This window comes from Glycocaulis alkaliphilus (assembly GCF_004000605.1).
In the GTDB taxonomy this organism is placed as follows: Bacteria; Pseudomonadota; Alphaproteobacteria; order Caulobacterales; family Maricaulaceae; genus Glycocaulis; species Glycocaulis alkaliphilus.
Genome location: NZ_CP018911.1, coordinates 1,895,511 through 1,921,728, shown reverse-complemented (window position 1 = coordinate 1,921,728; position 26,218 = coordinate 1,895,511). Strand labels below are relative to the sequence as shown.

The 26,218-nt window shown below is 61.4% G+C and carries 20 protein-coding genes and 1 tRNA gene; 12 read left to right on the top strand and 9 right to left on the bottom strand.

What is annotated here, in order from left to right:
- The first annotated feature begins 49 nt into the window (after positions 1-49).
- The 3 genes from X907_RS09155 (at position 50) to lon (ending at position 4,872) form a co-directional block, all read left to right on the top strand.
- A complete protein-coding gene (locus X907_RS09155; RefSeq protein ID WP_127567284.1) occupies positions 50-670 on the top strand; it encodes an ATP-dependent Clp protease proteolytic subunit in 621 nt (206 codons plus the stop codon).
- A 239-nt stretch (positions 671-909) separates the two neighbouring features.
- Positions 910-2,187: an ATP-dependent Clp protease ATP-binding subunit ClpX gene (clpX, locus tag X907_RS09150; protein ID WP_127567282.1), complete on the top strand. Its 1,278-nt coding sequence runs from the start codon at positions 910-912 to the stop codon at positions 2,185-2,187.
- Between the two features lie 288 nt (positions 2,188-2,475).
- Complete coding sequence (gene lon, locus X907_RS09145; RefSeq protein WP_127567280.1) at positions 2,476-4,872, top strand: endopeptidase La; 2,397 nt, start codon at positions 2,476-2,478, stop codon at positions 4,870-4,872.
- Positions 4,873-5,138: 266 nt separating this feature from the next.
- On the opposite strand, the gene X907_RS09140 is transcribed toward lon, so the two are convergent.
- Entirely contained in the window at positions 5,139-5,780 is a 642-nt protein-coding gene (locus X907_RS09140; RefSeq protein ID WP_170175513.1) for a peptidylprolyl isomerase, read from the bottom strand.
- Positions 5,781-6,054: 274 nt separating this feature from the next.
- On the opposite strand from X907_RS09140, the gene X907_RS09135 reads away from it, so the two are divergent.
- The 3 genes from X907_RS09135 (at position 6,055) to X907_RS09125 (ending at position 10,059) form a co-directional block, all read left to right on the top strand.
- Positions 6,055-7,230 carry a bifunctional chorismate mutase/prephenate dehydratase gene (locus tag X907_RS09135; RefSeq protein ID WP_127567276.1) on the top strand — a complete coding sequence of 392 codons (1,176 nt, stop codon included), beginning with the start codon at positions 6,055-6,057 and terminating at the stop codon, positions 7,228-7,230.
- A 78-nt stretch (positions 7,231-7,308) separates the two neighbouring features.
- Positions 7,309-7,384 (top strand) — tRNA-Val (locus tag X907_RS09130).
- Between the two features lie 161 nt (positions 7,385-7,545).
- Positions 7,546-10,059: an acyltransferase family protein gene (locus X907_RS09125; protein ID WP_170175512.1), complete on the top strand. Its 2,514-nt coding sequence runs from the start codon at positions 7,546-7,548 to the stop codon at positions 10,057-10,059.
- Positions 10,060-10,076: 17 nt separating this feature from the next.
- Here X907_RS09125 and X907_RS09120 read toward each other — a convergent pair whose 3' ends face one another.
- From X907_RS09120 to X907_RS09100, 5 genes are all read right to left on the bottom strand, one after another.
- Positions 10,077-10,796 (bottom strand): sugar transferase, encoded by a 720-nt coding sequence (locus X907_RS09120; protein WP_127567272.1) that lies wholly within the window; start codon positions 10,794-10,796, stop codon positions 10,077-10,079.
- Positions 10,797-10,956: 160 nt separating this feature from the next.
- Positions 10,957-11,946, bottom strand: a complete 990-nt coding sequence (locus X907_RS09115; protein WP_127567270.1) for an NAD-dependent epimerase/dehydratase family protein — start codon at positions 11,944-11,946, stop codon at positions 10,957-10,959.
- The gene (locus X907_RS09110; RefSeq protein WP_127567268.1) at positions 11,943-13,148 is read right to left on the bottom strand and encodes a glycosyltransferase family 4 protein; all 1,206 of its coding nucleotides are present in this window, start codon (positions 13,146-13,148) and stop codon (positions 11,943-11,945) included. Before X907_RS09110 ends, X907_RS09115 begins: the two co-directional genes overlap by 4 nt.
- Entirely contained in the window at positions 13,145-14,833 is a 1,689-nt protein-coding gene (locus tag X907_RS09105; protein WP_233352275.1) for a heparinase II/III family protein, read from the bottom strand. Before X907_RS09105 ends, X907_RS09110 begins: the two co-directional genes overlap by 4 nt.
- A 122-nt stretch (positions 14,834-14,955) precedes the next feature.
- Positions 14,956-15,669, bottom strand: a complete 714-nt coding sequence (locus X907_RS09100) for a class I SAM-dependent methyltransferase (protein ID WP_127567266.1) — start codon at positions 15,667-15,669, stop codon at positions 14,956-14,958.
- Positions 15,670-15,934: 265 nt separating this feature from the next.
- Here X907_RS09100 and X907_RS09095 point away from each other — a divergent pair, with 265 nt between their 5' ends.
- Positions 15,935-17,284, top strand: a complete 1,350-nt coding sequence (locus X907_RS09095; RefSeq protein WP_127567264.1) for a DUF2793 domain-containing protein — start codon at positions 15,935-15,937, stop codon at positions 17,282-17,284.
- Here X907_RS09095 and X907_RS09090 read toward each other — a convergent pair.
- Together X907_RS09090 and X907_RS09085 are read right to left on the bottom strand one after the other, a co-directional pair.
- Complete coding sequence (locus X907_RS09090) at positions 17,248-18,531, bottom strand: hypothetical protein (protein WP_127567262.1); 1,284 nt, start codon at positions 18,529-18,531, stop codon at positions 17,248-17,250. The two genes, X907_RS09095 and X907_RS09090, sit on opposite strands and share 37 nt — an antisense overlap.
- Positions 18,528-19,967 (bottom strand): lipopolysaccharide biosynthesis protein, encoded by a 1,440-nt coding sequence (locus X907_RS09085; RefSeq protein ID WP_127567260.1) that lies wholly within the window; start codon positions 19,965-19,967, stop codon positions 18,528-18,530. Before X907_RS09085 ends, X907_RS09090 begins: the two co-directional genes overlap by 4 nt.
- 123 nt (positions 19,968-20,090) lie before the next feature.
- Between X907_RS09085 and X907_RS09080 the strand changes: the two genes are divergently transcribed.
- The 5 genes from X907_RS09080 to X907_RS09060 all read left to right on the top strand — a co-directional run bounded on the left by X907_RS09080 (position 20,091) and on the right by X907_RS09060 (position 25,179).
- Complete coding sequence (locus X907_RS09080) at positions 20,091-20,876, top strand: metallophosphoesterase (RefSeq protein WP_127567258.1); 786 nt, start codon at positions 20,091-20,093, stop codon at positions 20,874-20,876.
- Positions 20,877-20,950: 74 nt separating this feature from the next.
- Positions 20,951-21,547, top strand: coding sequence for a polysaccharide biosynthesis/export family protein (locus X907_RS09075; RefSeq protein ID WP_127567256.1), 597 nt, complete (start codon positions 20,951-20,953; stop codon positions 21,545-21,547).
- Positions 21,548-21,574: 27 nt separating this feature from the next.
- Positions 21,575-23,452 carry an O-antigen ligase family protein gene (locus X907_RS09070; RefSeq protein WP_127567254.1) on the top strand — a complete coding sequence of 626 codons (1,878 nt, stop codon included), beginning with the start codon at positions 21,575-21,577 and terminating at the stop codon, positions 23,450-23,452.
- A 189-nt stretch (positions 23,453-23,641) separates the two neighbouring features.
- Complete coding sequence (locus X907_RS09065) at positions 23,642-24,541, top strand: transglutaminase-like cysteine peptidase (protein ID WP_127567251.1); 900 nt, start codon at positions 23,642-23,644, stop codon at positions 24,539-24,541.
- A 170-nt stretch (positions 24,542-24,711) separates the two neighbouring features.
- Positions 24,712-25,179, top strand: coding sequence for a peptidase S1 (locus tag X907_RS09060; protein ID WP_127567249.1), 468 nt, complete (start codon positions 24,712-24,714; stop codon positions 25,177-25,179).
- A gap of 59 nt (positions 25,180-25,238) precedes the next feature.
- Here X907_RS09060 and X907_RS09055 read toward each other — a convergent pair whose 3' ends face one another.
- Entirely contained in the window at positions 25,239-26,207 is a 969-nt protein-coding gene (locus tag X907_RS09055; protein WP_170175511.1) for a DUF3667 domain-containing protein, read from the bottom strand.
- Positions 26,208-26,218 lie beyond the last annotated feature (11 nt).

Here is a 26,218-nt window from a genome sequence, read left to right as displayed (position 1 = left end):
GTCCGGGTGTCCGCGCCAGTATCAATGCACATTCCGAACGGAGCCGGTGATGAGAGATCCCCAGGACGTGATGATGAACCTCGTTCCCATGGTCGTGGAGCAGACCAGCCGGGGCGAGCGCGCGTTCGACATCTATTCGCGCCTGCTCAAAGAGCGCATCATCTTCGTCACCGGGCCGATCGAGGACCATATGGCGAGCCTTATGGTGGCCCAGCTGCTCTTCCTTGAGTCGGAAAACCCGAAAAAAGAGATCGCCATGTACATCAACTCGCCCGGCGGCGTGGTGACGGCCGGTCTCGCGATCTATGACACGATGCAATACATCTCCTCGCCGGTGGCGACGGCCTGTATCGGCATGGCGGCGTCCATGGGATCGCTGCTTCTGGCGGGCGGTGAAAAGGGCATGCGTTTCGCTACGCCCAATGCGCGTATCATGATGCACCAGCCCTATGGCGGCTTTCGCGGGACGACAGCCGACATTGAGCGCCATGGCGAGGATCTGGTGAAAATGAAGCGGCGCATGTACGACATTTATGTGCGCCACACCGGCCAGGATCTGGCGACGGTGGAGAAAACGCTGGACCGCGATTCCTATATGAGCGCGAACGAAGCGGCCGATTTTGGCATCATCGACACCGTCTATGAGCGCCGGGCTGAAGCTGGCGCCTGACAAAGTTCTGCCGCTGTTCATCTGTTGTTTTGAAACCGCAGTTTACGCTGCGGGCAGCACCTCGCGCTTGATTGACATGCGCGCTGGTGATCGAATGGCGTTTGAAGGGAAACGTTTCGTCAAGCTCCGGCCCTGATCTTGCAGGGTAGCCTACCGGACTGATTCCGGCGGCAGACGGGTGAAGATGGCGGATCGGGTCCCTATGTTAAGACACACGGGCGCTGCCGATTGGAGCGAGTATGACCAAGGCGACCACAGGCGACGGGAAGAGCACCCTGTACTGCTCCTTCTGCGGCAAGAGCCAGCATGAGGTGCGCAAGCTCATCGCAGGGCCGACCGTATTCATCTGCGATGAATGCGTGGAGCTGTGCATGGACATTATCCGCGAGGAGAACAAGACCTCGCTGGTGAAGTCCCGTGAGGGCGTGCCCAGCCCGCAGGAAATCTACCAGGTGCTGCAGGACTATGTGATCGGTCAGTCGCACGCCAAGCGCGTGCTGTCGGTGGCTGTCCATAACCACTACAAGCGCCTGAACCACGCGGCCCAGAACGCCGATGTGGAGCTGTCCAAATCCAACATATTGCTGATCGGCCCCACAGGCTGCGGCAAGACGCTGCTGGCCCAGACGCTGGCACGCATCCTGGATGTGCCCTTCACCATGGCCGACGCCACCACGCTGACCGAGGCCGGCTATGTGGGCGAGGACGTGGAAAATATCGTGCTGAAGCTGCTGCAGGCGGCCGACTATAATGTCGAGCGCGCCCAGCGCGGCATCGTCTATATCGATGAAATCGACAAGATCAGCCGCAAGTCTGACAATCCGTCCATCACGCGCGACGTGTCGGGTGAGGGGGTGCAGCAGGCCCTGCTGAAGATCATGGAAGGCACGGTTGCCTCCGTGCCGCCGCAGGGCGGGCGCAAGCATCCCCAGCAGGAATTCCTGCAGGTCGACACGACCAATATCCTCTTCATCGTCGGCGGCGCGTTCGCTGGTCTTGAGAAGATCATCTCGCTGCGCGGCAAGGGTTCTGCTGTCGGCTTTGGCGCCGATGTGCGTGACCCGGATGCGCGCCGTCAGGGCGATGTTCTGCGCGAGGTGGAGCCGGACGATCTGCAGCGCTTCGGCCTGATCCCGGAATTCGTGGGCCGTCTGCCCGTCATCGCGACGCTGGAAGATCTCGACGAAGCTGCGCTCATGCAGATCCTGACCGAGCCGAAAAACGCGCTGGTGAAGCAGTATCAGCGCCTGTTCGAGATGGAAGGCGTGGGCCTGTCCTTCACCGAGGATGCGCTGATCGCCATCGCCCAGAAGGCCATTCTGCGCAAGACCGGCGCGCGCGGCCTGCGCTCGATCATGGAGGGCATTCTGCTCGACACCATGTTCGATCTGCCCAGCCTTGAAGGCGTGGAAGAGGTCGTGGTGAACGCCGAAGTGGTCAATGGCGATGCCAAGCCGCTCTACATCTATTCCAAAGCCCGCTCCAAGCTGGAAGAGGCACCGCGTCAGGGCGCCTAACGCCTTCTGACAATGGTGGAAAGATCGACGCCCCGGCTGTTCGCCGGGGCGTTTTTCGTATCAGCCCCTCCCTTCAGGGGCGGGAAGGGGAGCGCTCAGATTGTCTGTTGGCGCTCTGACAGCGGCGCGCCTTGAACCGGCCCGCTTCAGCTTCCACTTGTTGTGCGAAGCGAAGCGCGCGAGGCTAGATGCATAGCGCGCCGTTAAACCCCTTGGCGGACCCTGCGATACGGGTTCAGTCCGTCACAGCCGGTTATCGGGCCAGCTGCGGCCAACGGAGACATGAGTATGAGCGAGACCAAGACACTTCCGCTGCTGCCCTTGCGCGACATTGTGGTGTTTCCCCACATGATCGTCCCGCTGTTTGTCGGCCGCGACAAATCCGTGCGCGCGCTGGAAGAAGTGATGCGCGGCGGCAAGCAGATATTGCTCGCCACGCAAAAGAGCGCAGGCGATGACGACCCCAAGCCGGATGCCATTTACGAATCCGGTGTGCTGGCGTCGGTACTGCAGCTTCTGAAGCTGCCCGACGGCACGGTGAAAGTGCTGGTGGAAGGTTCGCAGCGTATCACCATCAAGGCGTTCAGCGACAATCAGGCCTATTTTGAGGCTGAGGCCGAGCTGGTTGACGAAGACACCGGGCCGCAGTCCGAGGTTGAAGCGCTGATGCGCGCGGCCGCCGACAAGTTCGATGAATATGCCAAGCTGAACAAGAAGGTGCCGCCCGAAGCCCTCTCGGTCGTCAGCGAAATCTCTGACGCGGCCAAGATGGCTGACACCATTTCTGCGCACCTGGCGGTGAAGCTGACCGAGAAGCAGGGCCTGTTGTCCAACCCGAATGTCGTGGCCCGTCTGGAGACGGTTCTGGGCCTGATGGAGGGCGAGATTTCCGTCCTTCAGGTGGAGAAGAAAATCCGCTCCCGCGTCAAGCGGCAAATGGAAAAAACCCAGCGCGAATATTACCTTAACGAGCAGATGAAGGCGATCCAGCGCGAGCTGGGCGAGGGCGATGATGGCCGCGAGGAGCTGGCCGAGCTTGAAGAGCGCATCGCCAAGACCAAACTCACCAAGGAAGCGCGCACCAAGGCCGATGCCGAGTTCAAGAAGCTGCGCCAGATGAGCCCGATGTCGGCGGAATCGACCGTCGTGCGCAATTATCTCGACTGGCTCCTGTCCATTCCGTGGAACAAGCGCAAGCGCTCGAAAATCGACCTGACCAAGGCGCAGACCACGCTCGATAACGACCATTACGGCCTTGAGAAGGTCAAGGAGCGCATTGTCGAGCATCTGGCCGTGCAATCACGCACGAAGAAGATCCGCGGGCCCATATTGTGCCTTGTCGGCCCTCCGGGCGTCGGCAAGACTTCGCTTGGCCGCTCGATTGCGGAAGCCACGGGACGTGACTTCGTGCGCGTGTCGCTGGGCGGTGTGCGCGATGAGGCAGAGATCCGTGGTCACCGGCGCACCTATATCGGCTCGATGCCGGGCCGGGTCATCCAGTCGATGAAAAAGGCCAAGCATTCCAACCCGCTCTTCCTGCTGGACGAGATCGACAAGCTGGGCGCCGATTATCGCGGCGATCCGGCCTCGGCCCTGCTGGAGGTGCTCGACCCGGAACAGAACGCGACGTTCAACGACCACTATCTGGAAGTGGATTACGATCTCTCCGACGTGATGTTCATCACCACGGCGAACACGCTGAACATGCCTCAGCCGCTTCTCGACCGGATGGAGATCATCCGTATCGCGGGCTATACCGAGGATGAAAAGCTGGAGATTGCCCGGCGCCACCTCATTCCTCGCCAGCTGAAGAACCACGCGCTGAAAGATGGCGAGTGGTCGGTGACCGATGACGCGCTGCGCGAGGTGATCCGTTACTATACCCGCGAGTCCGGTGTGCGTAATCTGGAGCGCGAAATGGCGCGCCTCGCCCGCAAGAGCGTGGTGAAGCTGGAGAAGGGCGAGACCGACAAGGTGGTCATTACGCCGGAGAGCCTGGAAGGCTTCCTCGGCGTGAAGAAATACCGCTTTGGCGAAACCGAGGAGGCCGACCGCGTCGGCCTCGTCACCGGGCTTGCCTGGACGGAAGTTGGCGGTGACCTGCTGACCATCGAGGCTGTCACCATGCCCGGCCGCGGCCAGATGAAGGTCACCGGCAATTTGCGCGATGTGATGAAGGAATCCATCTCGGCGGCGAACTCCTTCGTGCAGTCGCGCGCGCCGTCAGTGGGTATCAAGCCGACCATTTTCCGGCGCACCGACATTCACGTTCACGTGCCGGAAGGCGCGACCCCGAAGGATGGCCCGTCTGCCGGTATCGCCATGGTCACGGCCATCGTCTCGGCACTGACCGGCAACCCGGTGCGCAAGGATGTCGCCATGACCGGCGAGGTCACGCTGCGTGGCCGCGTCCTGCCCATCGGTGGTCTGAAAGAGAAGCTGCTTGCGGCGCTGCGCGGCGGGGTCAAGACCGTTCTCATTCCCAAGGAGAACGAAAAGGACCTCACCGAGGTGCCGGATAATGTGAAGGCTGGCCTCACCATCATCCCGGTGGAAGCCGTCGATGAAGTGCTCTCCATCGCTTTGGTCAATCCGGTCGAGCCGGTGGAGTGGACCGAGGCCGACGAGGCAGCTCTGGCTGCCATGCCGTCATCTGGCGAGGCGGGCGAGGCAAGAGCGCATTAGGGGTCTTTAGTGATGCTCAGCCCATCCGGGCTTCGCTCCTCGCTTACGGGCTCGCAAGCTCACCCTTCGCTGCGGGCGGCCGTTCGGCCTAGTGGCCCCTGACGGGGCCGGATGGGCTCCCCGGCGCGCAGCGCCGCAAGCGCGACTGCGCGCCCGCGCCAGTGCGCGGAACATCGCAGCCCGGATGGGCTGCGAAACCAAGATGAGAGAGGAATGGCTCCCCCGGACCGCAACGCGGCCGGGGGATGACAGTCCAAGGCCAAAATCTACTCCTCCGTAACCCGCACGCTCTCTATCCGCACCGGCTCCACGATGAATTGCGGGTACTGGAAGTCCTCTGGCGCGCGATCAAGACCGGTTTCCTGCGCCGCGATGGCCGCAACGACGTCCATGCCCGAAACGACCCGGCCAAAGACCGCATAGCCCGCCTCATCGGGATTGCGCCGGCCGGGGCCGGAATCCAGCCCCGGATAGTCTTCGGCCATGATGAAGAACTCGGTCGTGGCGGTGCCGGGTTCATTGCGCGCCATCGATATGGCCCCATAAACATGCGACAGGCCGGTCTCTTCTGTCGGCTCATGGGTAATGCCTTGCGCGTCTGGCAAGCCGTCAAATCCGTAGCCGCCCTGAATGAGATGCATGGGCTCGATGCCGGGGCGGTCATTGTCGGGGCGCACTGCCCGGTAGAAAGAGCCGCCATCGTAATGCCCGGCTTGCGCATGTTCGATGAAATTGGCGACTGATGCCGGCGCAGCATCGGGATAAAGCTCCAGCTCAATCACACCAAGCGAGGTGACGATCCGGGCGGCAATCACCTCCGATTGCGGGGTGCCATAGCCCTCCTGGCCCTCTGGCGGCGTGCAGGCGGCAAGAGCGAGTGCGGCTAGCCCGAGGGCGAAGTGTTTCATGGCTGTTATGTCCTTCATGTGCGCTGGCCATAGCGTTCCACGCGGGTGAGGCATTGCCAAGCCCGTTGCCATAGGGCGTTGACCGCGCCCGATTTCGCGCTCACAGTGCGCGCATGAGCACTCGCAGCATTTTTGCCACCCGCTATTATTTCGGCCTCTTTACCGGGGGCGGGTGAAATCTGCGCGCATACTAGCAGCCAGACGGATTTCACGGCCCCCTCCATCAAACCGGACGGGGCCGTTTTTCATTTCAGGGACAAGAGGGCAGGGTGCCATGACCACACACAGCGACAGCCGGACCGAAGAGCGTGCAAGCCTTCGCAATGCGATTGACCAGACAGATGCCAATCTTGTGCGCACGCTGGTGGAGCGGCGGCGGCTGGCCGAGGCGCTGGGTGCGCTGAAAGCCGGTGACGGCGCGCTGGTGCGCGATATGGAGCGGGAACGGGCGGTGCTGGACCGGGCCATTGCGCTGGGCCGGGAGGAGGGGCTGGACGAGGCCTTCGTTGAAAAGCTCTTCCAGCTGGTTATCGACGACTCCTTGCGCCGTCAGCGCGCCGGGCTGGATGCCCGCGTGCGCACCGCCACGCTTAACGAGGCCAAAGTGGCCTATCTTGGCGGGCCGGGCAGCTACAGCCAGTTTGCAGCCGACGCGCATTTCGCGGGGCGCTACTCCGCCGTCATGCCCGTGATCCAGCGCGAGTTTGCCGGCATTTTTGAAGCGGTCGAAAAGGGCGAGGCCGATTACGGGTTTGCCCCCATCGAGAACACCACGACCGGCGGCATTGTCGAAGTTTACGACCTGTTGCGCGATACGAAGCTGAAGATTGCCGGCGAGCATCATTACAAGGTGGAGCACTGCATAGTCGGCAAGGCGCACGATCTGGGCACGGTGCGCACCGTGCTGGGCCACCCCCAGGCGCTGCGTCAGTCCCAGCGCTTCTTCGCCCGTCATCCCGAGCTGAAAACCCGCGCGGTCAGTTCCTCCACCGAGGCGCTGAACGAGGCGCTGACGGGCAAGCCGGATATTGCCGCCGTGGCAGGGCGCGACGCAGCGCGCCTGTTCGGCCTGAATGTGATCGATTCACAAGCCTCCGATCACCCGGAGAATTACACGCGCTTCGTCGCGCTGGCGATTGACCCCGAACCGGCTTCGCCGCTGCTGCCCTGCAAGACATCGCTCGTCATTGTGACGTCGGACGCTGCCGGCTCGCTGGTCAGCGCGCTGGACGGCTTCCGCAAGGAAGGGGTGAGCCTGACCAAGCTGGAAAGCCGGCCGATTGCGGGCAAGCCGTGGCAGCAAATGTTCTTCCTCGACCTTGATGGTCATGAGGAGCACCCGAACGTGGCGCGTGCGCTCGAGACGCTGCACAGCCATGCGGTGTCAGTCCATTCGTTCGGGTCTTACGGATCGGACCGGCTGGAGCCGGCCAGGCGGGGCGGAGCATAGGCCGCAGCTTCGGTGCAACTGATGGCAGCGCGGCGATTGCCCGCGCGCGCGCGCGGCGCTAAACAGCGGCCTCTGGAAGGGTGGTTAGCTCAGCTGGTAGAGCAACTCGTTTACACCGAGTAGGTCGGCGGTTCGACCCCGTCACCACCCACCAGATTCTCCTGCGATGGCTGCCCTGTCTGTTCGTTTGATTGACGGGCCTCGCCTGTCCGCCGCATGCCAGCTCAGGTCAGGGTTGTTCGTTGCTCATCGTGCCGCTACCGGCTAGACCCCTCATGGCTCTAAATGAGCTTCTCCGGGGGAGTTGAAAAAACCGTGTCGTTCAGTGGACATGCGTCAGAGATGGCCTATCGGGCCGACATTGACGGGTTGCGCGCTGTTGCTGTGCTGTCAGTCATTCTGTTTCATGCCAATGCCAGCTGGATGCCCGGTGGCTTTATTGGCGTCGACATTTTCTTCGTCATATCCGGATTTCTGATCACCGGCGTTATCGCCAAGGCCCATCAAACCGGCAGTTTCAGCTATGCCGAGTTCTATCGCCGGCGCATAAAGCGGTTATTCCCTGTCCTTTTTACGGTGATAGGGGCAACGCTTCTCGCCGGTCAGTTCATCCTCAACGAGCCTGACAATCAGCGCATGGCGCTATCGGCGCTGGCGAGCATTTTCTTTGCCGCCAATGTGTTCTTCACCTTCGGGCTGGATACGGACTATTTTGCCGACAGTGCTGCTCTGGAACCGCTGCTTCACCTCTGGTCTCTCGGCGTGGAGGAGCAGTTCTATATCGTCTGGCCCGCCATTCTGGGGATTGCCGGCGCCGTCTGGCTGACTCGCCGTGTTGGCATTGTAGCAATCATCATCGCGGCGATGGCGTCGTTCGCGCTGGCCCAGACGCTCCTGGGTGAGCATCCAATGTTTGCCTACTACATGCTGCCTGCGCGGGCCGGTGAGCTATTGCTCGGCGCACTTGCGTATGCGCTGACCGAGCGAGGCGTAGCGGACAAGCTCGGTCGGGCAGGGCGCGAGATATTGTCATGGACCGGCGTTCTCGCCATCGGCTGGAGCCTGATAGCGCTCAATGCCGAAAGCCTGTTTCCGGGATTTGCCGCCCTGCCGGCAACTGCCGGTACAGCGGCCATCATCGTCGCTGGTGCCTCGCGGCCCACTACGCTGGGAAGGCTGCTGGCCTGGCGCCCGGTCGTCTGGATCGGGTTGCTCTCCTACTCGCTCTATCTGTGGCACTGGCCGATTCTGGCGTACTCCCGCTACATGTTCGGCGATTTGTTGCTGGCTCATCAGCTTGTTGCGATCGCGCTGACCTTCGGTCTTTCGGCCGCGTCCTACTATTTTATCGAGACGCCGGTCCGGCACAGCCGGGCCAGTTTTTCCCGGCTGTTTACCGTTCACTTTGCGGCGCCCGCCCTGATGATCGCACTGGTGGTGGGCGTGGTCGTAATGACGGGCGGGTATGCGTGGCGCTATTTTGATGCCGGGTATCGGGCAAGCGTTGCGAGTTATGAGGGGGCGGCGGAACCTGCCTCGCGGCTGGCTTATGTGTGTCAGCGGCCCAATCTTACGCCAAATGACCTTTTGAATCCGGCATGCACCGTCAACACCGATGACGAACCGCTCGTGCTCGTATGGGGTGACAGCCACGCCGGCCACTATGTGCCCGCTCTTGGTGTGCTTGCCGAGCGCTATGGCTTTGCGTTTCGCAATGCCGCTCACAGCGCGTGCCCGCCCTTTGCGAACGAAGCGAGGGTATTTGCGCGGCAAGCAAGGCTGGATGAATGTGTGAATTCTGCGCGCATGATGACTGAGGCTGCCCGCCAGTATAGCGCAGTCATTATCTCCGCCAGCTGGGACACCTACGCCCTGCGGGATACGCCGTTGATGCTGGACGAGCTGGAGGCCACGGTCCGTGGCCTGACCGGGGCCGGTACGTATGTGATAGTTCTCGGCCAGGTCTCACGCATTGGCAATTTCGACCGGAATTGCCTTTGGAAGAGGCTGCGCCTGCCGTTTCTCGATTGCGGGGCCCGCTGGGAGGCGCCGCGTGGGGTGATTGATGCGATCAATGAGCAAATCGCGCAATCAGCCCGCCGAGCGGGCGCAACCTATTTTGATTTTAACGATGTGATTTGCCGCGAGGGGCAGTGTTCGGCCTTTCTCGACAGGCAACTCGTTTATTACGATGATGGGCATGTGAGCGCTCATGGATCGATCCTTTTGGGCGAGGCCCTCCGCGATGATCCGCTGGCTGAGGCGGTCTTCGCGCCTTTGGCACAATTCGCCCCGCGCAGCTCCACTATTGCGTGGGGCGAGCTTCACCCCTTTGACCTTGCGGCGGTCCTCGGTGCGGCTGGTTCGCAAGCCCGGCTCCTCAGGGACGATTCAAGTGGCGACTATGTTTCTCGGCGTATTACCACAACGCCCAATCGTGCCGGACTTTTTCTGGCGGAGAATGAAGGGCTGGCATTGCGTAGCGAGATTGCCAGCTCGCACGGGCAACGCGCCGAGATACTCATCCGTATCGAGATTGGCGAGGCGGCAGACCTGAAGCAGTACAATATCTATGTTGACCCGATGACAGGAGCTGTCCGGGCTCGCGGCGAGGCATTCGCGGTGCTTCGGTCCAATATGGCCGATGACGGCAGAATATCCCTCGAGGCGCTGATCCCTCCCGTGCAAGCGGCCGGCAGCATTGAAATGAGAATTTTCCCCGCAGCCACACGGCGGGCAGGGGGTGGAAACTCGCGGGAGGCGACAGGCGTGGTGACAGTGTACAGCCTTGACGTCGCTCGTGTTCCAGCGGCGCTCCATGCACAGTAAGGGGCGGGCATTACCCGCTAAAGCACGCCCGCGCGCGAGATGACGACCTTTACGGTCTGCCAGAGGATCCACATATCGAGGCGCCAGGACCAGTGATCGGTATAGAACTGGTCATAGCGTGCCTTCTTGCGCGCGCTCAGGTCGTTGCGCCCGCTGATCTGCGCCAGCCCGGTCAGGCCTGGCCGCGACCGCTTGCCGTTGGCAAGCCGCCTGCGCTCGTAAACCCCCGGATCGCTGGGCAATAAGGGGCGCGGGCCGATCAGGCTCATCTTGCCTGTGAGCACCGGGATAAGCTGGGGCAACTCGTCCACGCTGGTGCGGCGGAGGAACTGGCCCGGCGGGGTCAGGCTGGGAGGTGCAGTGGTGAACTGCTCGCGCGGTTGCAGCGGCGACCCGGCCTGCATTGTACGGAATTTCGGCATGGGGAATGTGCCGCCATTGCCGTTATCACGCGCCGACCAGAAGAGAACTGGCCCTTTGCTGGTCAGCCTGACAAGCAGAGCCGTTGCCAGCAGCAGTGGCAGCATGAAGGTCAGGGCAGCTCCGGCAATTACAATGTCAAAAAGGCGCTTTCCCATTCCGCCGGTTTCGCGCCCCGGCGAGGCGCGGCCAGCGTCATCGCGCGGTGAGGGGCCGGGCTGACCGGACGTGCGCATCTGGACGCTCTGCCGGAGTGCCAGCAGGCCGTCTGCATCCCTCCCCAGAAGAGTGCCGCGATTGTCCATTGCTGCCATCATTCCTGCCAGCGTCCCGCGCGGACCGTGACACTTGCGCACCCTGCTCCGCAATGTGAATCACTCCGGCTACAGGACAGCGCCCCCAATTCCGGCACTTTACCGCACGGATGTTGCATTTGCGTAACGGGTTGTTAAGCAAGCGGCGGGCGCTGGCGTGCCGCTATCCATGCGGCGCCTTGCTGCCATCCTCGGCTGAAGGGTGGAACTCCGCTTCGATCATTCTGGTGAGCCCGTCCCGAAGGCTGAATGGCGCCTCGAAGCCGGTCGCGCGGGCTTTGGCAGAGCTGACCTCCGTGCTGGCGTTGAACTTCTTTATGCGGATGGCGCTGATCGGGAAGCGTCTGCCGGAAAGCTTGGCAATGAGGTCGAGGGCGTGACCACCGGCAATGCCGATCCAGTAGGGGATCCGAATTCGCGGCTGGCGCTTGCCCAGCGCTTCGTGAATTATGCTTACAATCTCTCCGGACGACAGGTCTGGCTGATCCGCATAATTGTATATCGCGACGCCCGGCCGGGTCTGCGACATTGCACGGACAATGAAAAGAACGAGGTTTTCAACATAGCTCATGGACTTATGGTTCGCGCCGCCGCCAACCATTATGAAGCGTCCTTTTTGAATGGACTCAATAAGATTATAGACATTGCCCCTGTTGTTTTCACCAAAAACCACCGAGGGCCGAATAATAACGAGCCTGCTGCCAGCATTGCTTTCAGCCCACTCGGCAAGAACCGCCTCTGCGGCGTACTTGCTTTTACCGTAATGGTTAAAGGGAGCCGGGGGCGCGTCCTCATCGGCGACGCCTGCATTCAGGCCATAAACAGCGACCGTGCTGGTGAAGATCAATGTTGCGATGCCAGACGCGGTGCATGCGCGTGCGATATTTCGCGCGCCATCGACATTCACGTCATAATAGAGCGATACGGGATCCACATCGTCTGCATGCTCTGCTGCGAGGTGGATGACGGCGTCCATGCCCGAACAAGCCGACTGCACGGCGTCGTAGTCGCGGATGTCTCCGATGCGCGTGACATGCTGATGCGTTGCGGACGGGTTTTTATCAAAAATCCGAACCCTGTGCCCCTGTTCCAGGAGCCGGGTTGCCAGAACCGTGCCGATAAAGCCGCTTCCGCCAGTAATCAGTATGTTCATGGCTTTGTCTGCCCCGATAATGCGTAAAAGAGCTGCTCCAGCTTGCCGGTAGAGGCCTCGCGGGAATAATTTTCCAGCACAATCTTTTTGTTCTCTCTGGCGTTCGTTTCCAGCTGCTCCACGTCCCGAAATGCGTGCTCCATCTGCCGGCAAAGCTCGTCATGATCAGAGGGCTTGAAGAGGACATTGCCACCCGACTGACCCAGCACTTGTGCGCCTTCCCCGGCTATGCCCGCAAGGACTGGAACCCCCGTCAGCATGTAGTCAAAAACCTTTGACGGTATGGTCAGCTCAAAGGCTTCGTCTGACCTGATGTTGAGAAACAGCAGGTTTGCCGACGCCATTTTTTTCAAGGCGGCGGCCTTGTTCAGGGCGCCCGTGAAACGTATGCGGTTCGAGCTCTTGCCGCTGGCGGCCTGGCTTTTCAACTCGGCCTCCACCGCGCCAGAGCCGATGATCTCCAGATGCCAGCCTTCTCCAGCTTCGGTCTGCGCAACCTGGTCAAAAGCGGAAATCAGGACGTCAAGACCTTGGGCGTGGCCGAGATTTCCCGCGTAAAGCAAGGTCTTTGTTGTCCGTGTTTCAAGGGAGGTCCCGGGCTGAGGCAGCGCGGACCGGCGCGGCCCGTTGTAGATCACCGTTACGTCCTGGCGCTGCGCGGTCTCCATGAGATACTGCGCCATGGGCTCTGCCACGCAGGTTATTGCCGCAGCGCGGCGATATAGCCATGTTTCAAGAATGCGGCCCATGCGGAAGGCCGTGCCGCCCTTGCCGATCTGGCCAACGGCTACGGCCGAATCCGGCCAGATGTCCCGTATGTCCAGAACAAGGGGTGCTCCGGCGAGCCGGGAAAGAAAAACCCCGGCCATCCCGACGAATAGTGGCGGTGAGGTTGTCCAGACAATATCAGGTTTGAAGCGCCGCACGATCCCGATACCGGAAAAGATCGCGCCGATCACAAACGAGAAATAATGAAGAATGTAAGCGGCCATACCGCCCTTGTTTAAGGGCAGGATTCCTATCCGCTTCACGGGGTAGTTGCTGTCAGTATCACCTTCCTCGCCTTTTGAGCGGTGAGGCTTGGCGCAGATCACCGATACCGAATGCCCGTTTTCCGCCAGTATGTCGGCGGTTTCTGCGATCCGGAACGCCGCGGCAGTTATGTCCGGCAAAAAGTACTGGGAAATGATCAGAATTCTCATGGGCGAAACTTTGATCCCTTGGCGGTATCACCGCCCCAATTCAGCCATAGCCGAGACTTCCCGCCTCTTAGCGGCAGGACGAGACAGTTTGATGTATGGCGCGCCTTGAACTCCGGATGCCAGCTGGATGGCGCGATGCGCGCACGCCCGCCCTCCGCCTGCCAGTTCACGCGTTTGCCACCGGGCAGGGTCAGCGTGCCGTGCGCTTCGCTGTCCTGCTGCACGCTCACATCAGGGTGGAGGTGGAAGACCGCCTCTGCCGGGTTGCCGCCGGGCGCTGAAATCGTGTCCTCGATGGTGAGGCGTTGCCCGTCCAGGGCGATGGTGCGCGTATGGACCGGCCTGCCGGGGCGATGGCGATAGCCGTCATGGCTGGCCGTGGCGGTCTGACGTTCCGGCAAGAACTCCACATGGCGGCGGGAGATCTTGGCGCGCCGCCCCACCCGGAACCCGCTCCAGACATCGGAGGAGTTCTCGCCGGCAATATTCACCGTGGAATGGGCCGGTGTGCCGCGCTGGCGCTGGCGCTCAGCCCCGGTGCCGTAAACAGAAGTGCCTGAATTCACGATCACGCGCTGGCCGAACAGGGATAGCTCGAAACTGAGCGTATCGGCATGAGCATGGCCGGGCAGATAGTCTGGGCCGATGGCGGCGAGGTCAGCGATGAGGACGGCCTCGCCAAGCTCCAGCCGGGCATAGCCGCTGTCTTCCAGAAAGACCGGGCCAGGAGAGGCAGGCGAGGGGACGAGGCCCAGGCGCCCGGCGTAGGCCGCAAGCTCGTGATTATTGGGCGCTATGCCAAAGGCCGCATCGTTGAAAAAGCTGATCTTTCCGTCGGGATGGGACAGTGCCGCAAGCCAGCGCAGCATAAGCGGCGCGCAATGACGCCAGTGATCTGCAGAGGGGGCTAGCCTTGGTTCCAGCGCGTCAGCGAAGACGGCCGTGATGTTCACAAGGTCTAGCACGTCCTCGACCGCCAGAGCGTGATACATGGGGCTCAGCTCGAACTGCCCGCCATCGGGCAGAATCTGCTCGTCGAATTCCCGCGCCAGAATGGAAAAGCCCGTCTGGCGCCAGCTATCTGCTTGGCGTCCGTCAAACCATAATCCGGCAAAGACCAGCGCCTTGGCATTGGCAAACAGATGATTGCCGAGCAGATGGTATTCCAGCCGCCCCATCAGCCAGCGCGTCTGAACGGCAAGGCTGTCCACCATGCCGGGCGGCGGCACGTTGCCGGCCAGCAGCCATTTGATCCAGTTCACGATGCGAAGGGAAACGGGGTAGGGTTCCCAGCCTGTGCCCTTGCCCGGCGGGTTTTCCGCTATCCAGCGATGGATGAGCGCACCGTGCCAGTGGGCGCGGGCGCTGGCATCTGCCGCGTTCAGATCGTCGAAATAGTGGAGATTGTAGCGCCACAGCTTGTCGCGCGCGGGATCGTCCCAGCCTGCTTCATCCAGTGATGCAGGCTCTGAGAGGAAGCGGAAACTGGTAGCGCCGGTCATCGAAGGATGGCGCCGGGCAGGCGCGCTCCACTGGGCTGCGGCGGGACGGCGGGACGGTGCTGCGCGCAGGTCCGGTTTGGGACGCGCCAGCCGGAACCAGATGCGGTGATAAACCTGCCCGGGCTTGAGGTGACGGAGCGTCTCGAAATAGCGCATCAGGGTGTGCTGTGATGAAGAGGCCATGTCGGTGGTGGATCGCTTTCCGAAAGCGCCTTTGAAAACTCGAGACTGGCGGCGGAGCAATGCTTGTATGGCGGTCACTTTTAGGCGTCTTCCACCCGATGGATGGAGGTCATTTCGTTCGACTACTCCGGCTTGCGCAGGGTAGCCATCATCAGGACACGAAGGTTCTGCAAAAAGCCGCTTGCATTGACGGTACGCTCATAGGCGATACCGGCGGCATAAGTGATCGGCGATAGACGCATGTATTCGGGCCGCCCCTCCACCAGTTCAAGGCGTTCCTCCTCGAAGCCGATCGAGGCGGCGAGCTGGCGTACTTTTAGCGCAGAATTTGCCCGGTAACGTGTCGGAAAGGTATCGACCTCTGCGCGTCCGCGCTTGCGGTTGATCCATCGGTGAAACCCGTGCGGCGTCGCCTGCGCGATCAATGGCATGTAGTGGAAGCGGTTCGGGGTCTTGAATAGGAAGCGTCCGCCGGGCTTTAGCACCCGAAAGACCTCGGCAAAGACAGTTGCTGGATCGTCGAGATGCTCGACCACATTGTCGGAGAAGGCAAGGTCGAACCGGTTGTCCTCGAACGGGATGGCACCGGCATCGGCTACGCGCCCTTCATCGAGGTTGGGGTTGGCTTTAACGCGGGGGTCCAGATCAACCCCGCACACTCGCCGCGCAATACCACGGAAGTTCATTAGCTCGATGATTCCGGCCCCCGCGCCAACATCCAGTATCTCTGCATCGTGGCCCAACGCGGAAAGGATGCGGTCGCGGAACAGGCGGTCATCCCAGCGGCCCTCCACACCAGGATAGAAGGTCCGGTCCATCCATTCGACAGCGGTCATGGGAGCACCCGTTTCGCGCAACAAATCGTCATGCGACTGGCCACGCCGATGCCCGTTTGGGATGCTTTTTGCGCCAATTCATATCCCCCCGCGCGGCGGAGCCGCCGTCCCTTCGCCGCTTCTTGCGGACAGATGAGGCGCCTGTCCAGTGCCCGGAGGGCGAAAATCGCCTGCAGAGGCAAAAAATCCGCCAAATCAATCCGGCTGGGGCGCGTTCCGGGCCAAATTGACCGCTTGTCGAACCACAGACAGGAACCGCCAGCCCGTGAACGCCACTTCCAATCTGAACCTGCCCTTCATCATGCCCGCCCAGGCGCAAAAGCACGTCACGCACAATGACGCGCTCCTCATGCTGGATGCGCTGGTGCAGCTGAGTGTCGCCAGCCGCCAGCTATCCGCGCCGCCCGAAGAGCCGGAGGCCGGGGAGCGCCATATCGTGGCAGACGCGGCAAGCGGGCCGTGGACCGGCGTGCCTGAGGGCCATCTCGCCGCGTTTCAGGACGGGGCATGGCGGTTCTTCGCGCCGCAGACGGGGTGGACGGCGTGGATCGCCGATGAGGGCGGGGCGCTGGTCTTTGACGGCGAGGCCTGGAGCGCGTTTGCCGGCGCGGGCCTCAACCCGGCGGCGATGGCGGGGGTAAATACGGAGGCGGATGAAACCAACCGGCTGGCGGTAAAGTCCGATGCGGTATTGTTCAGCCATGATGATGTGACGCCGGGCAATGGCGGCATCCAGTTGAAGCTGAACAAGGCGGCGCCCGGCGGCACTGCGAGCCTGCTCTACCAGACGGGCTGGTCGGGCCGGGCGGAGTTTGGCACCACGGGCGATGACGATTTCCATATCAAGGTCAGCGCCAACGGGGCTGACTGGCGGGACGCGCTAGTCATTGATGCGGCGAGCGGCGCCGTCTCCTGCCCGCACACCCCGCCGGTGGCCAACAGCTTCAACCTGCTGAAAGATGCCGGCCGGTTCGGTGGCAGCCCCGAGCCGCAAAGCGCCCTCGTTAGTTCATTCGAGGCGCCCGCCTATCTGCAGCCAGTGAACGGCGCAGTGTTCGTGGGCGGTCCGAAATATATTTATAATAACAGCACTTATGGCGGGCCGGGCGGAGCGCTAGATCCGGACATTGATGCCCTCGTCACCCGCCTCAAAGACCCGGCCTTCCGCCGTTACGGGGTGGAGTTCTTTGTCCTGCAGGTAACGGCAGGCAGCGGCACCTCCACCGTGCGCACAGTCAACGGCACAACCCATTACCTGCCATTGCAGACGCCCCAACTGCCGCAGCCGCCAGAGCTGACCATCAACATGCATGTTCTGGTAAAGTCGGGCAGCCTGGCATGCACCGATGTCAGCAGTGCCAACCGGCTGTTTCTTGACGGTGTGCCGCAAGCTACCACGCAACGCCTTACGCCGGATGATGGCTGGCGGCAGGTCACGCGCCAGCTCGTCAGTAATCCGCGCCAGCATCCAGGCTATGACAATATCGCCATGCGCGTGTTCGCCACCCCTGGCACAGTTGTCTGGATCGCCGCCCTGACCGTTACGCCCGGCCTCCTGCCCATGGCGCCTGAGCGCTATTACGGCATCATTCCCGGCCTTGAGGCTTGGCGGTAGGGGAGGAAGTGCTGCCGCGAATTAACTGCCGTCGCACACCATCCTACTACCAACAGGAGCCAAAGAAGCGGATTCGACGTAGATCCATATTGAAACCCAAGTAGAACCAATGATAGAATATAAACTGTATACAGTTTAACCCTAGCGGACTTTTTTAGCCCTTGCGCCAATCGTTTCATGCTTCCAATAAATATAATAAACACTAAAATATAATGCGCTGCCGACAGTATTCCAAACTGTAGAAAAAATTCGATGAGTCCGCCTAAGTTTCGTCCTCCGGCCAAAAACGAAAATTCAATTCCAAACATATTTAGATAAACGACGACCTTCTCGTCGCTAGGCCCAAATCCAAAGATGCCGTACTGAATCGACGAGATTATTGAAATTGGAATGTTGAAAACTCTATATATGGCGCCGTAACGAAAAAGACTTTCTGGATTTGAGCGAGCATCATTGAGTAGGACAAAAAACCGACTGTCCTGCCCTGTAATCGAGCCAAACAACTCGAATGCGCCATACAAAATTAGCGCCGCCAAACTGGCAGCCAGCACAGTAGGGCGGTAAAGAAGAAAAATTACAAAAACTATTATTCCGTGAACAGCAAAAGAATATAGTGATGATGATATATATATGTTTGCAGAAAGCAATATCAACGAAATAAAAATAAATGTAGTTGTGCTTATATTGGATATCCGGCTTGAGAAAAGCAGAAATACTAACACATTAAAAATGGTGAGCGTGTGCCCGAGTTGAGCTGGTTCAGGGGCTAATGAGCGGAGGCCTCGTCCACTTTGAATCAGAAGGTTAATGTGTTCCGTGGGCCGCGATACCAGCCCGGTCAGAAAGCTGGGATCTATAAATTTTTGAATTAGGCCTACCGCTATGTATACGCCGGCGACCAACATTATGTTGGTTACATTGAATTTAAACCAGTTTTCTTTGCAGCAAATGTATATAAATAGTGCAGTAAAAATAGGAAAAAAACTGCGAGCGATATATGTTATTGTGGCATCGTTGCTGAATAATATGCTGTGAGCAGTTACAATGATCGCTGAAAAGGCTGCCGACTGCACGATTGGGTCATTTATACGTAAGGCATAAATGCCAATAAGTGCCGCTATCATCGCGGCAAAAGGTTGAGTGTCTATTCCCGGTATAGGCCCGATATACGGGAACATGACAGCCAGAAATAATGCTGTCGTTGCAATTTTTCGCGGAGCTAATTGATACTTCTTTGTCGAAGTCATGTAGATCGCCGCGCTCCTATTGGGCCCATTTTTATATTCAGGCTCCGTTGCAGGAGAAATACGCTCACCAGCACCCAGCTTGTCATTGCGAGCGCGGACGCCAACGCCACTCCCATGTTGCCGAAATGGTTGCCTAATATCGGCCCTGCGACAATCAACACACAGACGCCGGCGCCTTGCGTGAGCGCGAACTGTGTGGTGCGGCCGGACAGGTTGGCAATATTTGCGACGGTGCCAAACCACGCACTGACAAACCGCCCGGTGCATAGGATCAGTGCCAAGCCCCAAGCTTCCCTGCCGATCTCCCCGAAGGCAAGCTCGAACATGAACGGGCCGGTCAGTAGCGGCGCAAAAGCCAATGCGTAAAACCCTAACGCAAGGCGCGAGGAGGATTGGGCAAGACGCTGCAGGGCGGGCAGGTCACCCCTTTGGTGCGCGATCGCGATCTGTGGCCCATAGATTAGTTCGGCAAACTGCACGCCCGTCGCTAACAAGAGTGCGTATTGCACAGCAGCCTTAAAAGCGGGCACTGCCTCAACTGAAACCACGTAGGCAACTATCAGGATATGAACGGTTGCAAGAGCTGTGTTTCCAAAACTGTAAACAAGAAGCGGCCCGTAAGCCTTGAAATAGGGCCGCCAGGCAGGGATTGGCGCCGGAGCGAAGCGCGCCGCCCGCCACGGCGCCATAAGGACCAGAACTGCGCAGACCGCAACGAGGACAACGGCGTAAGCGGCGCTGAGCGCGGGAAAGGCCGCCGCGCCTGCCAGCCATAGCGTGATCGCGGCGAGGGCGAGGCCGGCGGGGCGCAGCACGTTCTCCGGTACGATGGCGGCTATAACCTTGCCATTCACGCGCGCCAGTCCGCCAAGGAAGAACATCGCGCCGCTCAGGGCCGCCACAGCGGCAAAGGCCCATGCTTCACCGGGAACGAGCGAGCCGCCTTGCGTGACCAGCGGGTGGGCCAGGAATACCAGCCCGGCCACGGACACAATCGCGCCGCCGCCAAACACGATCAGCCGGCCCAGCGCGTCGCGGTCGCCATCGGCCTTGTGAACCGAGCCAAAGCGTATCGCCAGCGTGAGAAGGGGGGCCAGCGCCGCGCCCGCCACGAACTGGGCTGCGGCCAGGAAAACGAAGAACTGCCCTGCGGCCTCCACCGGGAAGACGCGCACAATAACCGTCACCGAGAGCAGCGTGCCGATGGCGGCGAGGATGCGCAGGGCCGTCAGGCCGGCGACCCTGACCGCGCCGGGGCCGCGGACCCAGTCCAGCACACGCGCGCGCAGGCTGCGCCGGGGCGGGGCGTGGGGGCCGGGTATGTTGCCAGTATCGTCCATCATTCCCCGCGCGGCCGTCAGGTCCGCCAGCTGGCCGGAACGCATGCGCCGTGCCAGCCGCCACCGGGGCGGACCGTTTGCCTGAAAACGCGCCATGTCAAGGCATTGGCGGTCAGATCATCGCGATTTTCCGGCCCCGGTGCGGCGATTTTGATGCGCGCCCCTCCGGTCCGGGCCGGTGCGTTGCGGCGGCAGGGTGTGCAGCCTATACATCATACCATGTTTGAACGGCTGAAATCCCTCTTCGCGCCGCGTGCGCGCGCTACGGCCAGATCCGGTCTCGCGCCGGGTGTACGGCTCTATGCCGTCGGTGATGTGCATGGGCAGGACGATCTTCTGGGCCTGATGCTGGCGCGTCTGCGCGATGACGCGCTGGCGGCGCCGGCGGGTACGCGCTGCACCCTCATCATGCTGGGCGATTATATAGACCGGGGGCTCGGCTCTGCGCGGGTGATCGAACGGCTGTCGACCCTGTCAGACTTGCCGTTTGACGTGCGCTTCCTGAAGGGCAATCACGAGGAGGCCATGCTGGACTTTCTGGCCGATCCGGCGGCGGGGGCGCTCTGGGTGCAGTATGGCGGCGGGGAGACGCTGGCGGGCTATGGCGTGAAGCCGCCTGCCGCGCAGGCTGGCCCGCAGGCCTGGCAGGATGCGCACGCGGCGCTGACCGGGGCGTTGCCTGCCCATCACCGCGCCTTTCTGGAGGGGCTTGAGCCGTTCGTGGTCGAGGGCCCCTACATGTTCGTCCATGCCGGGGTGGACCCTGCCAAGCCGCTGGCAGAGCAGAACGAGCACGACTTCTACTGGATCCGGGAGAAATTCTTGCATTCGACGCGCCGGTTCGAGTATGTCGTTGTACACGGGCACACGCCTGAACAGGGCCATCATCAGGATGAGCGGCGCATCGGCATCGATACCGGCGCCTATCTGACAGGGGTGCTGACCGCCGTCCGGCTGGAAGGCGATGACGTAACTTTCTTGCAATCACGCCGCGGGGAACGCTAAATCAGCAGGCCGGACGTTGGCATGGTGCGCGAGACGCCCGTGCTGCAAGCGCCGGCATATCGAGGGGATGCCTGATGTACCGCCTGTTGCTTGTGCTCGTTCTTGCGTTTTCCAATGTGGCGTGCGCGACGTCGGGCGTGTCCACCGGCTCGGCTGGCGTGGCCGGTTCGGATGTCATGCTGGCTGACCCCTCCCAGGAGCAGCGCGAACTGGTCGAGTACCGGCTCGGTTCGGGCGACCGGCTCCGCGTGATCGTCTTTGGCGAGGACACCCTGTCGGGCGAATATACGGTGGATGGCAGCGGCGCTGTCTCGCTGCCCCTGATCGGGGAGGTGCGCGCGGGCGGCCTGTCCTTGCGCGAGTTCCAGCGCGCGGTGGAAGCCGCCTTGCGCGAGGGCTATCTGAACGATCCGCGCGTCAGCGCCGAGGTCATGAATTTCCGCCCGTTCTACATCATGGGCGAAGTCCGCGAGCCGGGCGAATATCCCTTCACGTCCGGCCTGACGGTCGTCAATGCGGTTGCCACGGCGGGTGGCTTTTCCTACAGGGCCAATACCCGCGTGGTGTTCATCAAGCGCGCAGGGTCTGACCGCGAAGTCCAGTACCCGCTGACGGTGAACACGCCGGTCCAGCCGGGCGACACGATACGCATCGGCGAGCGGTTCTTCTAAGGCCGGTCCGCGCCGGGCCGGGAAGCCATGATGCCGGACCAGCTGAGCCAATACGCGCGGTTGGCGTTTCCTGCCGGATTCTGCCTGCTGATACTTGGCGCGGCCTCGGTCTATTTCGGGGCTGACATCCCGGCGGCGAAAGCGATTTTTTCCTGCGTCCTCATCCTGACCGCTGCGGTATCGGTGGGCTTTGGCGCGTCTTTCCGGCCCATGCCTGCGGTGTGGGGCGTTGCCCTCCTGCTGGCCGCGTTTGGCGTCCAGCATGTGATGATGGGGTGGATGGACACCGCCGCGCCAGAGTTCGCGGCGTTGGCGGCGGGCGGCGCGGTCTGGCTGATGGGCTATGGCAGTGCGCGCCAGCGCGATACTGCAAGCGTGCTTTGGCGCGCCACGCTGGCGGCCGGCACGCTTATCGCCGTGTGGGCCTTTGTCGAGTTCACCATGGCGCCACGCACACCGCCGGTTGCGCGGTTGAGCGCAGGCTTTCTGTCGGCAAACACGGCCGCCACGTTTTTTGGCATCATCGCCCTGATGGGGCTTGCCGAGTTGCTGGGACAGATCCGCAAGGGGCTGCGCGGCGGACGGGCGTTTGCAGACAGGGCGCTGCCGCTGGCGCTAGCCCTGATCTGCGTGCTGATCTTAGCAACCTGTCTGGTGCTGACGGCGTCACGGGCAGGTATTGCCTTTGCGGGGCTGGCTGCCACAGCGCTCTCGGGCTGGCAGGTGCTGGCGTGGACGCGTGATGGCGGCGTCAGCCAGCGCAGCCTTGGTCTTGGCATTGCCGGTTTTGTCGGCGTTCTCGTCATAGGCGGGCTTGTCTGGACGGTGTCAGGTGAGCTGGCGGCAACGCGTTACGAGAGGGGGCTGCACGACGCTCTGCGTGCGGAAATGTTCGCCGCTTACTGGAACGCGGTGGCACTCGCACCCGTGACGGGCCACGGGCTGGGCAGCTTTGTCTTCACCAATGATCTCATTATCACCAGCCAGACCGTCCGCTCTCTGGGCAACACAAATGCTGCCCATAACGTCTTCCTGCAATGGCTGCTGCAGGCCGGATGGACGGGCGCACTGGCCATGTGGAGTGTTACCGGGCTTCTGATCTGGCAGGTGATGCAGGGGCTGAAGGTGCGCCGGCGCCACCGGGGCTATTTACGGGCCGTGCTGTGCATCAGTGCGTTCGTCGTCCTGCACGGGCTGACGGATTTCGCGCTTGAAGTGCCTGGTGTGATGTGGTGGTGGGCCTGGATACTGGGGCTGGGCGCGGGGATCGCGGCCGCAGGGCGCAACGGGCAGAAACGCCAGCGCCAGCAGGACAGCGCACTCGGCCGCCGGCTGGCGCTTGCATCGCGCTCCGGCTTCGTCGTGTTGGCGCTGGCGGCGGGCTTGTTGGCTGGCTGGCAAGGCCAGATGCGCGTCGGTGCCAATCTGGCTCATCAGTTGACGCCCGGCGCGCTGGACGCCATCGCCCAGGGGCCCGGCCTGCCGCCTTCAGCCTACCTGGCCGACGCCTACGCAGCGCGGGCGATCGAGGCGGACACTGGCAATCTGGACTTTGCCCACCGCGCGACACTGGCGGCCATTGAACGCGAGCCCCGGCTGGTCACCGCGTGGAACCGCCTTGTCTATATCGATCTGGCGCGCAATGGCCGATTGACGGCGGCAGGGCAGGCGGCGCTCGCCCGGAGCTTCTATCTGAACCTGTACGGTGACCGTGAAATTCTCCGCTGGCGCTTGCAGATTGCGGCTGCGGCGTGGGAGCAGCTTGATGATCTCAACCGCACCAGTGTCCGCTTGCAGCTGGGTGGCCAGGCCGTCATGGACCGGCGCTGGCTGCAGCAGTTTGCGAACGAAGTGCCGGACAATGTCCGTGAGGAGATCGAGGCTGTGCTGGCGCGAACGGGCTAGGGCGGAACGGCGCTGTAGTCACAGTAAACAGAACTTAAATGGCATTATATTTATAAGCAAATTGTTATGGTTAATTTCACTTAACTATAAAAATCAATACAATAAATGTAATCTTAACTATAATAAATAGCGTAGCCTTAAATCCCATTATTCAAGATCGCTCTCCGATAACAAGACGGAGGGGTGGTCATGAATGGGTTCGGTCCCGAGGCGCTGGCGCGCATGATGCGCGGCCTCGCTCTTTCATGCCTTGCGGGGCTGGCGGTAACGGCATGTGCAACAACGCCCCCCGCCTCGTCACACATGCCGGTTGCCGGTGTGGCCATGCCGCCGGCGGGTCTGATTGACATGTGCCGGCGTGCGCCGGAGATCTGCGGTTCTGCTGCGGGCGCACAAGCCGATGCCGGAGCGGCGATTGTGCTGGCCAGTGCAGACATTCCTCTGGCGGAAGCTACCGGCGCCACATTGCCAGCTTTGCGTGAGAGCGCAGACGGGGCGAAGGCATACCGCCTGGCCCCTGATGCGGACTTGCTGGAGAGCGCCAGCGATACCCGTGCCGGGGAACGCGGTGATGCGCCCGCAGACCAGCCTGATGCTGGCACTGTGACCCAGAAGCAGGCAGAGCAGTTGGCTGAGCCTGCTGAAGGAGAGGGCGCCGTTCTGAATGGCGATGACCGTCTTGTCGCGGCGCCGGAATTGTTTGCGCTGCTGAACCGGGTCAACCAGTCCATCAACATGCAGATACGCCCCCGCGACGATCAGGATGTCTATGGTGTGAGTGAATACTGGACCCTGCCGCTGACGCTCGAGGGCACTGCTGAAGGTGATTGCGAAGACTATGCTCTGGAGAAGCGCCAGGCCCTCATTGCGGCAGGCATACCAGAACGTGCTCTGTTCCTGGCGGTCGGCTATTCGCTGGCTACAGGGCGCCACGCGGTACTGGTCGTGAGCACTGATCAGGGCGATTACGTGCTGGACAATATGACGCCCTACATCCTGCCTTGGACGCAAACGCCCTATCAATGGACTGCACGGCAAATGCCGGGTGATCTGCTTTCCTGGCGGCACATGGCTGAACTGACATCGTGACCATGCGGGCAGTATCTGCCTGATCTTTGCTGTCAGTTTTGTGGAAAACCGAAGTATCGGCGTGTTTGTCCTTTACCCCGTCAAGGCTGCGTTATAGCGTCTTTTTTGCAAGAGGGACGCTTAATGACCGGGGCGGGGAGCCGAGCCGGTCGCATCTGGAGATCACGACCATGCTTCGTACTGCCGCAACCGCCGCCATCGGCGTTGCCATGCTGGCCGCTGCCGGGATGGCGCAGGATTTTCGCCTGAACCCGATCTATGGCACCGTCTCGCTTAGCGGGGGATTCGCGCCGGATCCTTATGTCATCAACCTGCAGTCTGGCGGTAACATCAATGCGGCCCAGACGCTGGGTGGCAGCTGCGTAGGGTATGTCGCCAACGCGCCCGACGTCCGGCTGCACTTTCAGGCCGGCAGCCTGCCCCTGATCATCTCGGTCAATTCAGGTTCGGACACCACGCTGGTCATCAACGGTCCGGATGGCCGGTGGTACTGCAATGATGATGGTGGTCAGGGGCTGAACCCGTCACTGCGCTGGAACAGCCCGATGTCCGGCCAGTATGACATCTGGGTGGGCACCTGGGGCTCTAACAGCAATGCCAACGCCCAGCTCCACATTTCCGAACTCTACAGCCAGTAGGCGGCAGACATCGCGGACTATGGAAAGCCCGGCGGGAAACCGCCGGGCTTTTTCGTTGATCAGATCAGCGCATGAATGACGAGGAACTGGACAGGCCGGTAGATGAGCAGGTGAGTTGCCAGCAGCGCCGCGAGCAGTGCTACCGACGACAGCGCGGTTCGCCACCACGCCGCCGCGTAAATCGCCCGTATGGCAATGACCATGTATGCGGCGAACACCAGCAATCCGGTCAGGACCAGATAGCTGAAGCCTGCTGACACCCAGCTTGCATCGGTCAGCCCGCTTGCGATCCGCAACGGCAGCATCAATAGCTGCTGCGCGATGATAAAGAAGCTGAACATGTGCAGGGCGGCGACGAAATGGTCTGTAAAGAGCAGGCGGCGGGCAGGGAACAGAGCTGCAAGAGCCAGTGCCATGAACGGTATATGCAGGCCGATCAGCAGTTTGCCGGTCTCGCTGCTGACGGCGTTGTAGGCATCACGGTAGCTGGAGACGGAATAGCTGCCGGTGGGCGGGTTTTCTGCCCGCGCGGCAGCGTCACGCGCTTCCACCCTGCCTTTGACGAGGCCGGAGGTAAGAGGACTGTAAACCGGTCCGCGCCAGTCTCTCAGCAGGGCCTCCAGCTGCGGTGACACCGTCTGGCCCTCGTTCGCCATCAGTATGACTTCGCCTGTGACCTGATCCTCGAACTGAAGCGTGAAGTCGCTAATCGGCGGGGAGAGGAAGAACAGCAGGTTTGCCAGCAGGAAGACAGCAATCGGGGAAAGCCAGAATATCCGGCGCCCTGCGATATAATCCCGGCTCAGCTGACCGGGACGGAAGAGAAGCGCGATGAAGGTCCGCCACGCCCTTCCGTCCAGATTGGTCAGAACTCCAAATGCATCACGCAGGAGATGTCCGAAGCGCCGTTCATCAGGGTCCAGCGCGCGTTGCCCGCACACACCGCAGTACCGCGCCGAGAGAGGCGCGCCGCAATTCCGGCAGGCCTCCCCCGGTGCAGATGCGGTCTGGACCTCGTTGTCAGCCATTGCGTCCGCAG

Coding starts and splice junctions, on each gene's coding strand:
- X907_RS09155 (WP_127567284.1), top strand. CDS start 50: ATGAGAGATCCCCAGGACGTGATGATGAACCTCGTTCCCATGGTCGTG.
- clpX (WP_127567282.1), top strand. CDS start 910: ATGACCAAGGCGACCACAGGCGACGGGAAGAGCACCCTGTACTGCTCC.
- lon (WP_127567280.1), top strand. CDS start 2,476: ATGAGCGAGACCAAGACACTTCCGCTGCTGCCCTTGCGCGACATTGTG.
- X907_RS09140 (WP_170175513.1), bottom strand. CDS start 5,780: ATGAAACACTTCGCCCTCGGGCTAGCCGCACTCGCTCTTGCCGCCTGC.
- X907_RS09135 (WP_127567276.1), top strand. CDS start 6,055: ATGACCACACACAGCGACAGCCGGACCGAAGAGCGTGCAAGCCTTCGC.
- X907_RS09120 (WP_127567272.1), bottom strand. CDS start 10,796: ATGATGGCAGCAATGGACAATCGCGGCACTCTTCTGGGGAGGGATGCA.
- X907_RS09115 (WP_127567270.1), bottom strand. CDS start 11,946: ATGAACATACTGATTACTGGCGGAAGCGGCTTTATCGGCACGGTTCTG.
- X907_RS09110 (WP_127567268.1), bottom strand. CDS start 13,148: ATGAGAATTCTGATCATTTCCCAGTACTTTTTGCCGGACATAACTGCC.
- X907_RS09105 (WP_233352275.1), bottom strand. CDS start 14,833: ATGGCCTCTTCATCACAGCACACCCTGATGCGCTATTTCGAGACGCTC.
- X907_RS09100 (WP_127567266.1), bottom strand. CDS start 15,669: ATGACCGCTGTCGAATGGATGGACCGGACCTTCTATCCTGGTGTGGAG.
- X907_RS09090 (WP_127567262.1), bottom strand. CDS start 18,531: ATGACTTCGACAAAGAAGTATCAATTAGCTCCGCGAAAAATTGCAACG.
- X907_RS09085 (WP_127567260.1), bottom strand. CDS start 19,967: ATGGCGCGTTTTCAGGCAAACGGTCCGCCCCGGTGGCGGCTGGCACGG.
- X907_RS09080 (WP_127567258.1), top strand. CDS start 20,091: ATGTTTGAACGGCTGAAATCCCTCTTCGCGCCGCGTGCGCGCGCTACG.
- X907_RS09075 (WP_127567256.1), top strand. CDS start 20,951: ATGTACCGCCTGTTGCTTGTGCTCGTTCTTGCGTTTTCCAATGTGGCG.
- X907_RS09070 (WP_127567254.1), top strand. CDS start 21,575: ATGATGCCGGACCAGCTGAGCCAATACGCGCGGTTGGCGTTTCCTGCC.
- X907_RS09065 (WP_127567251.1), top strand. CDS start 23,642: ATGAATGGGTTCGGTCCCGAGGCGCTGGCGCGCATGATGCGCGGCCTC.
- X907_RS09060 (WP_127567249.1), top strand. CDS start 24,712: ATGCTTCGTACTGCCGCAACCGCCGCCATCGGCGTTGCCATGCTGGCC.
- X907_RS09055 (WP_170175511.1), bottom strand. CDS start 26,207: ATGGCTGACAACGAGGTCCAGACCGCATCTGCACCGGGGGAGGCCTGC.